The sequence below is a fragment of the Kamptonema sp. PCC 6506 genome (assembly GCF_000180455.1).
Taxonomy (GTDB): domain Bacteria; phylum Cyanobacteriota; class Cyanobacteriia; order Cyanobacteriales; family Microcoleaceae; genus Kamptonema; species Kamptonema formosum.
Genome location: NZ_CACA01000009.1, coordinates 25,146 through 34,958, shown reverse-complemented (window position 1 = coordinate 34,958; position 9,813 = coordinate 25,146). Strand labels below are relative to the sequence as shown.

Below are 9,813 nucleotides of genomic sequence, written 5' to 3'. Positions count from 1 at the left end.
CAATTACCAGTTAACAAAAAAAAAGTGGCTGTCTCTGGAACCAGGACAGCTACTTGATAGAACGCATATTAAAATCTGTGCGAGTGCCAGCTTAATATTAGGCTTCGGTAGATTTATGGGGAAGTTGTAAATTATCTGGGTCAACATAGTGGCATACGGCATTATCAAGACAAATCAAAGCCCATCCAGACTTATCAATACTCATTAGCTTATAGGAAGCTGGTTGGACAAAAAAACCTTTGTGATTGCGGGTTGCGGGTCTCACATTAACGTTGCTGTCATTACTCATAATCACACAACTCCTGGTATTATCTAAGGTGGTCTAAAAACTGGCGACAATGATTGTTAATCACCGAAGTTTTCAAATCCTAACATCAGTTTTATGAATTTTCTATAAAGTTATTTAATGAATTATTACAATTTCTCAACAAAGAGGAAGATTTAAAGTCTTCATCCTCCCTGAGAAATAGATTTAGTTCTTTAGACCTCTAGCAGCCATTGCTTCACGCGGATTAAACTCTTCCAATCGGGTTTTTTAGTTAATCCTTCTTCAAGATTTTTCTTAACTTCCTCTAGCCATTCTGAGGAAGCCATAACCATCTGCTGCGCCATTTCTATATGAGGACGCACTCCTTTTTCGCCGAGTTCCAGCATCGCCAAGGCCATGTTAATGCGAGACTGGGGATCGTGAGGATTGAGTTTGACTGCGGTTTTTGCTGCTTTCAGGGCTGGGGCGGGCTTGTTGTCTAAAAGGTATAGCCAAGCAAGGCTAGTCCAGGCGTTGCCATTTTTGGGAGCGCGATCGCATACTTCCTTAAATACTGGAATCAATGTCGAAGCAGTTTCGCCAGCTTGGTAGCGCTCTAATCCTTCTTGAAAAAGTTCTTCAGGTGTTTTGGTCATTGTTTAGGAAGGGGAAGGGGAAGGGGAAGGGGAAGGGGGAGGGGAAGGGGGAGGGGAGGGAAGGGGGAGGGGAAGGGAAGGGGAAGGGAAAGAAAAGTTTTGAGTTTTGAGTTAAAGAATTATTACTTAAAACTTATAACTCATAACTCATAACTGTTGAACTCCAGTCGTCAGTTCTGATTTTAGGCAGAAAAAGACTTGCCACAACCGCAGGTTTGACTAGCATTGGGGTTAGTAAACTGGAAACCGCCGCCGATCATAGCATCACTGAAGTCTAGTACCAAACCGTAGAGATAAAGAAGGCTTTTGCGATCGCAAACTACCTGAAAACCGTTATAGTCAAATACTTCATCGTGTTCTCCAACGGTGCTGGGGTCGGTGAAATCCATCATGTAAGACATTCCAGAGCAACCGCCTTGGCGTACACCTACCCGCAAACAGAGGTCTTTACCCTGTTTGTCCCTTAAAGAGAGAACTTGGCGGATGGCGGATTCAGTCATCTGAATGCCCTTTGTTTCAGAAATGGCTTGTGTCATCGGCTTTCCGAACTCCTGATACTGTGTATCTGAATAATTCTTTAATTTTATCCTTAATATTATTTTACAGGAATCAGCCCCCTTGTCCCTCCTGGATCTCCGTACTTAAAGCCCGATGCCCTCTCGAACCATAAGGTTCTATGATTGAGAAGCGGTAATAAACCTCAATACACCGCATCAATGCTTCACCCTTTCGGGCTTACTCTATGGCAGCTCTCAATCGAACTACTCTCCGTCGGCTACAAAACTTACAGCAAATTCCCAGCGTGTGGGAAGGCGATCGCCGCCCCTTGTCTCCTGATGCGATGTCGGAGGAGGACATGGAAGGCCCTGGCGACTGCATTCTTTGGGTAGACGGTTCGGAAGGAGTAGTACGAGCAATGGACGTGGTAGCCCCTGAAACTGGGCCGGAAGCTGTTGTACGCTCCTTGCTACGGGCGATGGAACATCCTCAAAGTCCGGCTCCAGTTGCTCGTCCCCAAAAAATAGTAGTTAAAGACAGACAAATTCAGTTTTTCCTGCGCGGCGTGCTTCAGGATTTAGATATTGCGATCGATTACGTACCGGATTTGCCTTTAATTGACGAAATATTCCGGGGTATGCAAGAAGTTGCTCTCAATCAGCCACCTCAATTACCGCCTCAATACGCGGAATCTTTGCGGGAAAAAGCCGGGAATATTTGGCAGGATGCGCCTTGGGATAGCTTGGCCGAACATCAAATTGTTTCGATTGAGTTGAATCAGTGGGATGTTGCTACTATTTACGTCTCCGTACTGGGTAGGGGAGGTATGGATTATGGGGTGTTACTATATCGTTCTCTAGATTCCCTAAAACAGTTTCGGCAACGGGTAGTAAATGAAGAATCTTTTGAAAATTTAGAACAGGCTTTTTTAGGTCAAGATTGCTTATTTGTCACGTTTGAAAGTAGCAATGAAAGTGATGACGATGACGATGATGTTGATTTAGCTAGCTTGCCAGCCTCGGAAATTGAGCCTAATTTTGGCAATCTCCATCCTTTAGAAGGATTACGTTCGATTCTTTATGAAGAAGAGGCACTAACTGTTTTAGTTGCATTAGAAGCTTTTCACCGCTTTTTACGGGCATCGCACCGGAAGCTTGCCGACGGTCAATTCCCTAGCATTTCGACGCGCTACCGCATCCCGGTTCCTCAATCAGATGGGGAAAATAAGTTGATGCCAGTGAAGGTTTCGACTATGCCGGAGGTGGCTGAAGAACTTTGGGATATGGTTGCTGATGATGACGATGACGATGATGATGATGACATCGAAATGCCGCTGCTCCGGGATGATTTAGTGCCGCCAAATTCTTTACTTAGCATCGGTGTATTGCCTTGGGAAACGGTCAATTTCCTGCGAGAAAAGGGTCTGTTTCATCAACCTGCGGATACTGATATTGAAGCAGTAGGAGATGGTTTGCCTGTGGTTTTGATCCAAACTTCAGCGCCGAAGGCAAAGACAATGATTAATGATTTGCAAGAAGCGGGAGGGATTAAGGCTTTTTGTTTTAATCCGGGGGAAGATATGTTTGCCGATGAGCATTATGATTTAGGGATTTTACAGGCTCATAGTGGTGATTTATACTTGTTTGGTGAATTTGTAGCAGACGATCCGGTGCATGAGGAAGCTAGGAAAAAGTGGGATCGCCGCTGTCAAGTTACTAAGGGTTGGTGCGGTTTGATTATTTCCAAGGGAATCACGGGTGCGTCGCGCGGCCAGCCTCAGTATAAGGATATGATGGCTTTGTTTGAGGTGCGATCTGTTCCTCCGAAAGAGTTGGGAATTGGGCCGTTGCAATTGATGCCAATGTTTTGAGGAAGGCAGAAAGGGAAAGGCAGAAGGAGGATTTTGCGCTCTAATCTAGTAAAGGAGGAAGGGAGGAAGAAGTAACAGAAAATAGGTGAGTAAAGATCGTCCTTGTTTGTAAATATCGATCGCAAATTGGATTGCTATGTCAAATTATTCCCAAAAGCGACAAGTATCTGTCACCATTGATGCGGACATTATAGATAAAATCGACAGCTTGACTGACGATCGCGAGGGTGCGATCGCGCAAGCACTTCGCCTCTGGTACGCTAAGCAAATTGAAGACCAGTTGCGAAAGTTTTACCAAAACCGTACCCAAGCAGATATTGAGGATGAACAAGAGTGGTTTGACTTTGTGGAAGACCAGATAGAAGAAACGTGGAGTGCGGATGGAATCTAACTTAATAACGAGAGGTTATCCCCGACAAGGTGAAATTTTTCTTTGTAGAGCATTGCGTCAGTTAGGCGATACCAAAAAGCGACCTGTGGTTGTGGTTTCTCTCGATCTCCGCAACGAATTGAGTGATTCTGTTATTGTCGTTCCTTTCACAAGTAACCTTACAGGCATAAATAATCCTACTCGCATTTTAATTGCGGCAGGTGAGGGAGGTTTGCAAGCAGATTCACTCGCCGTATGCGAAAATGTCTCTGCTTTACGCCAAATATTTCTGGAACAAGGCCCCTACGGTCAAATTAGTAGGGAGTCTCTAGAAAGAATCCAAATAGGGATACAACTGGCGATCGCAGTTTACTAATTTTTCAGGCTGATGGGGTTCTAATCTTTGTTACAATCTGTAATGGCATAAGGAAGAGGTAAAATGCGGGTTGCGATCGCCCTCGTAAATGTATCTTTGGATAAAGCGATCGCCTTTGTTTGTCTCACTGCTGGTTAGAGTTTTTTGTAAGACAGGGAAAGACAATCATGACAAAAGTTAAAAACATTGTATTGGTTCATGGTTTTTGGATAGATGGGTCTAGTTATAGTGAAGTTATTTCAACGTTGTTGGCAGAAGGCTACGAAGTTGTCGCCGTGCAAAACCCGCTGACATCATTAGCCGATGATGTTGCTGCAACCAAACGCGCTTTGAATCGCATCGAAGGTCAATGTATTCTAGTTGGTCAGTCATGGGGCGGTATGGTTATTACCGAAGTTGGCAACGATGAACGAGTCTCTGGCTTAGTCTATATTGCTGCACTTGCTCCTGATGCTGGAGAATCGATGATAGATTTGATGAGTAAGTACGAATCTGCATCGCCATCGGAGCATTTTCAAGAACAAGAAGGCTTTATTTGGATTTCAAAAGCAGGGGTACAAACAATTTTGGCGGGTGACATTCCGGCAGAAAAATCAGCGTTGATGTATGCTACTCAAATTCCGCCATCTACATCATTGTTGGAAGCAAAAATAGATTCGCCAGCGTGGAAAGATAAGCCTAGCTGGTATATTGTTGCGAACAATGACAAAGCTGTTTTGCCTGAACTACAACATGATTTGGCTAAGCGAATTAATGCCAAAACAATTGTTTTAGAATCAAGTCACGTTCCGATGATTTCTTGTGCTAAAGAAGTTGTGGACGTTATAAGAGAGGCAGCGATGAATAGCTAACGGCAGACAGACTGGGATGTTTTCAGGTTCCAAATCTCTGCGTATCTACCTATTTTATGGTATTATTCAGGAGAGAAGAAGCCTTGTTACCCACGATGTTTGAAATCGACTTCACCTTAACAGCCGCGAACCATATCCGCACTTACAGGAAATTTGAGCAACAAATCATTCTTGATGCGGTTGAAGAGCAGTTGATTTACGAACCAATTATTGAAACACGCAACCGAAAACGGCTTGGAGAGAATGATTTATCCGATTGGGAATTGAGAGTTGAGAAGTATCGAGTATTTTATGATGTAGTCATAGAGGGTGATAGTGGTGTTGTTCATATCAAAGCAGTAGGTCACAAAGAACACAATATCTTATACATCGGTGGTAAAGAGGTTCAGCTATGAGAATTATTGAGTTAGAAAGTGGTGAATTTACTCTTGATGAGGTTATGATTTTGGCAAAGAGTGAAGCGATAGTGTTACGAAAGCCTGATGGCGGGATGTTTGCGCTTGCGCCGATAGATGATTTTGACGTTGAAGTGGAGTTGCTCAAGAAAAATACTGAGTTCATGTCGTTCCTAAAAGAGCTATCTAAAGAAAAAGCAACGATATCTCTGAAATCTTTACGAGCAGAATTAGGGCTGTGAGTGTAGTTTTTAGTTTTTGTATAATAGGCTAGAATAGAAGAGTTTAAACGGAAATACAGGAGTAGATCCTATGGCAGTCCGGTTGTGATTCTGATGGAAAAACTTACACTCACGATGCGATCCGCTTAGGGTGTGCTACTAATTTCTACAATCAATTCTCCTGCTCGTAATCTTTCCAATGCTTCGGGTAGCAAACAGCAGACAGGCTTGGATGTCTTCAGATTCCAAATCGGGGAAGTCTTCTAAAATTTCAGTGATACTAACATTTTCTGCCAGCATTTCTAAAATATCGCTTACCCGAATTCTCATGCCTCGAATGCAAGGGCAACCACCGCACTGACCGGGTGTTTGGGTAATACGAGTTAATAAGTTATTCATTCAGTGCCTCAACTCGTCTGACGACAGGTAAGATTCTCCTATCATACAAGAGTGGCGCTGGTTGCCATCGTCCCCGTAAAGTATCTGTTGAGTAACCACCAACAAAGCTATACTGGTAGGTAATTTTAATCACCCTGCATTTGCCACATGGTTCAAGGTCAGCTTGCTAAAAAAATTTTGATTTTATCCGCTAATCCAATAGGAACTGATCGGCTTCGTCTCGATCAAGAAGTACGTGAGATCAGAGAAGCTTTACAAAAGGCTAGGAATAGGGACAACTTTGAGCTTTTGATTGAGACAGCAGTTCGCACAAAAGACATTCAGCAAATAATGCTGTATAACAGACCGCAAATTGTTCATTTTTCTGGGCATGGTGCTGGAAATCAGGGTCTAATATTTGAGGATATTGCTGGAAGAGCAAAACCAATTACAACAGAAGCACTTGCAACATTGTTTGGGTTGTGTGCAAATTACGTTGAGTGTGTGGTACTCAATGCTTGCTACTCAGTTGTTCAAGCAAAAGGCATTGCTAACCACATTGGTTACGTAGTTGCTATGAGGCAGGAAGTTGGTGACGAAGCGGCCATTGAATACTCTCGTGGTTTTTATTCTGCTATAGCTTCTGGCGAACCATACGATATGGCTCACGAGTATGGTCGCAGTGCTATCCAAATAGAAGATCTCGGTGAAGAAATGACCCCAATAATTAAAAAAAAGATATGGATTAATTGCTAAAACTAGAGCGGAACTCTGTGGTGAAATTTCAAAATATCCGCTTGCCATAGTCAAGCTTTTCAATAGGCTGCCTGAACCAGTTCAGAAAGTTGTAGTTGTAACCCTCATTACTATCAAAGCAATCAGAGAGATCCTAAAAACTTGTGTCGTTGTTTTCCTACTTTGGGCTTGTGGTTACATCACGCTAAAGCAGTTGTTACTTTTCTATCTCATTCTAATAGCGGGAATTATACTGTCCGCTGTAGCACCTGCCATCTCATCTATTTACTCCGTTCCATCTGAGTGGATAGGCTTGAAACCTGCAATGATTCTCTTTACTAAATTTACACAAGAAAATCTAGAGGATATAAATTCTTTAGAAGAAAATGAATTGGAGAAAGCGGTACAAACATATAAGGAGGCAGCAAGTATCATATCAAAGCATTTGTCTGATTCTCCAGACTTATTGAGGAAATATCCTGAATTTAGTGAAGCATATCGAGAACTCAATCTCGGCATTAGAAAAGCTCAAAGGCAGAATGATATAAAAAGAAGTGAACGAAAAGTATGGGAGGAAGAACAGAGACAACAAAGGTTTCATGAGGAAGAACGAAAAAGACGAGAAGAAGAAAGCTATCAACAATATGTTAAACAAGAGCGAAGAAAACGAGGATTGAGGTATGGTGTACCTCCCAGAGATAGCTACAGTTGTCCGGCACAATTTCCTATTCGGGCTACTGCCGAGATCGATGAATTAGATGCACGCGGCATCTACTATTACACACATGAAAGAGCAGGTGTGAAGGTATACTGGTGTTTTGCTAGCCCTGAAGAAGCAATGGCTGAGAATTTTCGCCGCCCATATAAAACACCACCTGAAAAGCAACCCAGGTAAAAATTAATTAAATACTGGACACAGAGAGCTAACAATATGCACCGCTACAATCCTTGTTATAATCTGTAATGGCATAGAAAAGGAAGAGGTAAGATGCGGGTTGCGATCGCGGGTGCTGGACTAGCTGGCATGACTTGTGCCATTGATTTAGTCGATGCCGGACATGAAGTAGAAATTTTTGAATCCCGACCTTTCGTAGGCGGTAAAGTGGGGAGTTGGGTCGATCCTGACGGGAATCACGTAGAAATGGGTTTGCACGTCTTTTTTGGCTGCTATTATAACTTATTTGAAGTGATGAAAAAAGTAGGGGCTTTTGATAATTTGCTCCTCAAAGAACACACTCATACTTTTATTAATAGAGGCGGCGAGACGGGAGTTCTGGATTTTCGGTTTATTGCTGGCGCTCCCTTTAATGGTTTAAAGGCTTTCTTTACCACATCTCAGTTATCTGTACAAGATAAAATTCAAAATTCGATTGCTCTGGCTACGAGTCCAATTGTGCGGGGTTTGGTAGACTTTGATGGGGCAATGAGAACTATTCGCAAGCTAGATAATATTAGTTTTGCCGACTGGTTTAGAGGTCAAGGTGGTAATAATGGCAGTCTTAAACGGATGTGGAATCCGATCGCCTACGCACTGGGTTTTATCGATACTGAAAATATTTCTGCCCGGTGTATGTTGACAATTTTTCAGTTTTTTGCTTGTCGAACTCAAGCCTCGGTGATGCGAATGTTGCAGGGTTCTCCGAATGAATATTTGCATAAACCGATTGTTAAATATTTGGAAGATCGGGGTGTTAAAATCTATACGCGGCGGCGAGTGCGGGAAATTTTGTTTGCAGAAGATGGCGGCGAAACTCGCGTGACGGGGTTAGCGATCGCGAAAGGAGAAACAGAAGAAACTATTACCGCAGATGCTTACCTTTTCGCTGGCGATGTCCCCGGAGTGCAGAAAATTTTGCCTCATGATTGGCGCAAATGGTCGGAATTTGACAATATTTATAAATTGGATGCAGTACCAGTAGCAACGGTACAATTGCGGTTTGATGGGTGGGTGACAGAGTTAGACGATCCTGAGAAGCGCAAGCAGTTAAGTCATGCTGTAGGAATAGATAATTTGCTTTATTCAGCAGATGCCGATTTTTCCTGTTTTGCTGACTTGGCATTAGCCAGTCCGGCCGATTACTATAAGAAAGGAGAAGGTTCTCTGTTACAGTTGGTGTTAACTCCGGGCGATCCATTTATTAAGGAGAATAATGAAGCGATCGCGCAGCACGTCCTTAAGCAAGTTTTAGATTTATTCCCATCAGCACGGGAATTAAATATGACTTGGTATAGTGTAGTTAAGCTAGCTCAATCTTTGTATCGCGAAGCACCGGGAATGGATGCTTTTCGTCCCGCTCAAAAAACTCCCATAGCTAATTTTTTCTTAGCAGGAAGTTACACTCAACAAGACTACATTGATAGTATGGAAGGAGCAACTATTTCAGGCCGTCAGGCAGCTAAGGCGATTTTAGAAATGGGTAATGGGTAATGGGTAATGGCTAATGGCTAATGGCTAATTGCTAATCGCTAATTGCTAATCGCTAATTTCTAATTTCTAATTAGTAAAGTGGGCGCTGCCGCAATCATAATATTACGATTAGGACAGAGATTATGGCAGCGCCCCCCCTACAATATTCAGTGAATTGTAGGATAGGTGGAGCGCCAGCGCAATCTATCACCCAAGTTTTAAGTTTTGAACACAGTTAGCAATTACCAGTTAACAGTTAACAATTACCAGTTAACAGTTAACAGTTAACAAATAACAATTAACAATTAACAATTAAAAAAATGTCAGATTGGTTAGAACATAGCGTACAAGTAGAAGTTGCCATCCCGATAGAAATGGCGTGGAGTCTTTGGTCTGACTTAGAACAAATGCCACGCTGGATGAAGTGGATTGAATCAGTGCATATTCTCGAAGAAGATCCAGAGTTGTCCCGGTGGAAACTAGCGACAGGAAACTTAGAATTTAGCTGGCTTTCCCGCATTTTGAAATTAGTTCCCTGCCAGATTATTCAGTGGGAATCCGTCGATGGGTTGCCTAATCGCGGTGCAGTTAGATTTTACGATCGCAAAGGTAGCAGCATTGTGAGGCTAACAGTAGCTTATGCGATTCCTGGCATTCTCGGCAAATTAATGGATAATTTATTTTTGGGCCGCGTGGTGGAATCGACAATTCAGGCTGATTTGGAAAGGTTTAAAGAGTATGCTCTGAAAATCCAAGCAGAGTCATAGAATCATCAGGAAAGTGTCAATATATACTTATGCCGATTCTTG

14 protein-coding genes are annotated in these 9,813 nt (G+C 42.7%); 10 read left to right on the top strand and 4 right to left on the bottom strand.

The features are described 5' to 3' along the window. Positions 1-97: 97 nt before the first annotated feature. The 3 genes from OSCI_RS00655 to OSCI_RS00645 all read right to left on the bottom strand — a co-directional run bounded on the left by OSCI_RS00655 (position 98) and on the right by OSCI_RS00645 (position 1,439). Complete coding sequence (locus tag OSCI_RS00655; protein WP_007352902.1) at positions 98-289, bottom strand: hypothetical protein; 192 nt, start codon at positions 287-289, stop codon at positions 98-100. Positions 290-480: 191 nt separating this feature from the next. Next, complete coding sequence (locus OSCI_RS00650; protein WP_007352901.1) at positions 481-903, bottom strand: tetratricopeptide repeat protein; 423 nt, start codon at positions 901-903, stop codon at positions 481-483. Between the two features lie 182 nt (positions 904-1,085). After that, positions 1,086-1,439: a HesB/IscA family protein gene (locus tag OSCI_RS00645; protein WP_007352900.1), complete on the bottom strand. Its 354-nt coding sequence runs from the start codon at positions 1,437-1,439 to the stop codon at positions 1,086-1,088. 206 nt (positions 1,440-1,645) lie between these two features. Between OSCI_RS00645 and OSCI_RS00640 the strand changes: the two genes are divergently transcribed. The 6 genes from OSCI_RS00640 to OSCI_RS00615 all read left to right on the top strand — a co-directional run bounded on the left by OSCI_RS00640 (position 1,646) and on the right by OSCI_RS00615 (position 5,505). Then, positions 1,646-3,271, top strand: coding sequence for a DUF6930 domain-containing protein (locus OSCI_RS00640; RefSeq protein WP_007352899.1), 1,626 nt, complete (start codon positions 1,646-1,648; stop codon positions 3,269-3,271). Between the two features lie 136 nt (positions 3,272-3,407). Next, positions 3,408-3,662 (top strand): hypothetical protein, encoded by a 255-nt coding sequence (locus tag OSCI_RS00635; RefSeq protein ID WP_007352898.1) that lies wholly within the window; start codon positions 3,408-3,410, stop codon positions 3,660-3,662. Further along, positions 3,652-4,017 carry a type II toxin-antitoxin system PemK/MazF family toxin gene (locus OSCI_RS00630; protein ID WP_007352897.1) on the top strand — a complete coding sequence of 122 codons (366 nt, stop codon included), beginning with the start codon at positions 3,652-3,654 and terminating at the stop codon, positions 4,015-4,017. Before OSCI_RS00635 ends, OSCI_RS00630 begins: the two co-directional genes overlap by 11 nt. A gap of 167 nt (positions 4,018-4,184) precedes the next feature. Further along, positions 4,185-4,868 (top strand): alpha/beta fold hydrolase, encoded by a 684-nt coding sequence (locus OSCI_RS00625; protein ID WP_007352896.1) that lies wholly within the window; start codon positions 4,185-4,187, stop codon positions 4,866-4,868. Between the two features lie 56 nt (positions 4,869-4,924). Next, complete coding sequence (locus tag OSCI_RS00620) at positions 4,925-5,263, top strand: type II toxin-antitoxin system RelE family toxin (RefSeq protein ID WP_234708679.1); 339 nt, start codon at positions 4,925-4,927, stop codon at positions 5,261-5,263. Next, a complete protein-coding gene (locus OSCI_RS00615; protein ID WP_007352894.1) occupies positions 5,260-5,505 on the top strand; it encodes a hypothetical protein in 246 nt (81 codons plus the stop codon). The genes OSCI_RS00620 and OSCI_RS00615 overlap by 4 nt, the downstream gene beginning before the upstream one ends. Before the next feature lie 138 nt (positions 5,506-5,643). On the opposite strand, the gene OSCI_RS00610 is transcribed toward OSCI_RS00615, so the two are convergent. Then, positions 5,644-5,883: a DUF433 domain-containing protein gene (locus OSCI_RS00610; RefSeq protein ID WP_007352893.1), complete on the bottom strand. Its 240-nt coding sequence runs from the start codon at positions 5,881-5,883 to the stop codon at positions 5,644-5,646. A 147-nt stretch (positions 5,884-6,030) separates the two neighbouring features. Here OSCI_RS00610 and OSCI_RS00605 point away from each other — a divergent pair, with 147 nt between their 5' ends. The 4 genes from OSCI_RS00605 (at position 6,031) to OSCI_RS00590 (ending at position 9,771) form a co-directional block, all read left to right on the top strand. Beyond that, on the top strand, positions 6,031-6,618 hold the full coding sequence (locus OSCI_RS00605; protein ID WP_007352892.1) for a CHAT domain-containing protein: 588 nt from the start codon (positions 6,031-6,033) through the stop codon (positions 6,616-6,618). Positions 6,619-6,910: 292 nt separating this feature from the next. Beyond that, complete coding sequence (locus tag OSCI_RS00600; RefSeq protein ID WP_234708678.1) at positions 6,911-7,492, top strand: hypothetical protein; 582 nt, start codon at positions 6,911-6,913, stop codon at positions 7,490-7,492. Between the two features lie 93 nt (positions 7,493-7,585). Beyond that, entirely contained in the window at positions 7,586-9,025 is a 1,440-nt protein-coding gene (zds, locus tag OSCI_RS00595; protein ID WP_007352889.1) for a 9,9'-di-cis-zeta-carotene desaturase, read from the top strand. Between the two features lie 299 nt (positions 9,026-9,324). Then, entirely contained in the window at positions 9,325-9,771 is a 447-nt protein-coding gene (locus tag OSCI_RS00590; protein ID WP_007352888.1) for an SRPBCC family protein, read from the top strand. Positions 9,772-9,813 lie beyond the last annotated feature (42 nt).

Excerpts from the sequence above, each read along its gene's own strand:
- OSCI_RS00655 (WP_007352902.1), bottom strand. The coding sequence starts at position 289 with ATGAGTAATGACAGCAACGTTAATGTGAGACCCGCAACCCGCAATCAC.
- OSCI_RS00650 (WP_007352901.1), bottom strand. The coding sequence starts at position 903 with ATGACCAAAACACCTGAAGAACTTTTTCAAGAAGGATTAGAGCGCTAC.
- OSCI_RS00645 (WP_007352900.1), bottom strand. The coding sequence starts at position 1,439 with ATGACACAAGCCATTTCTGAAACAAAGGGCATTCAGATGACTGAATCC.
- OSCI_RS00640 (WP_007352899.1), top strand. The coding sequence starts at position 1,646 with ATGGCAGCTCTCAATCGAACTACTCTCCGTCGGCTACAAAACTTACAG.
- OSCI_RS00635 (WP_007352898.1), top strand. The coding sequence starts at position 3,408 with ATGTCAAATTATTCCCAAAAGCGACAAGTATCTGTCACCATTGATGCG.
- OSCI_RS00630 (WP_007352897.1), top strand. The coding sequence starts at position 3,652 with ATGGAATCTAACTTAATAACGAGAGGTTATCCCCGACAAGGTGAAATT.
- OSCI_RS00625 (WP_007352896.1), top strand. The coding sequence starts at position 4,185 with ATGACAAAAGTTAAAAACATTGTATTGGTTCATGGTTTTTGGATAGAT.
- OSCI_RS00620 (WP_234708679.1), top strand. The coding sequence starts at position 4,925 with ATGGTATTATTCAGGAGAGAAGAAGCCTTGTTACCCACGATGTTTGAA.
- OSCI_RS00615 (WP_007352894.1), top strand. The coding sequence starts at position 5,260 with ATGAGAATTATTGAGTTAGAAAGTGGTGAATTTACTCTTGATGAGGTT.
- OSCI_RS00610 (WP_007352893.1), bottom strand. The coding sequence starts at position 5,883 with ATGAATAACTTATTAACTCGTATTACCCAAACACCCGGTCAGTGCGGT.
- OSCI_RS00605 (WP_007352892.1), top strand. The coding sequence starts at position 6,031 with ATGGTTCAAGGTCAGCTTGCTAAAAAAATTTTGATTTTATCCGCTAAT.
- zds (WP_007352889.1), top strand. The coding sequence starts at position 7,586 with ATGCGGGTTGCGATCGCGGGTGCTGGACTAGCTGGCATGACTTGTGCC.
- OSCI_RS00590 (WP_007352888.1), top strand. The coding sequence starts at position 9,325 with ATGTCAGATTGGTTAGAACATAGCGTACAAGTAGAAGTTGCCATCCCG.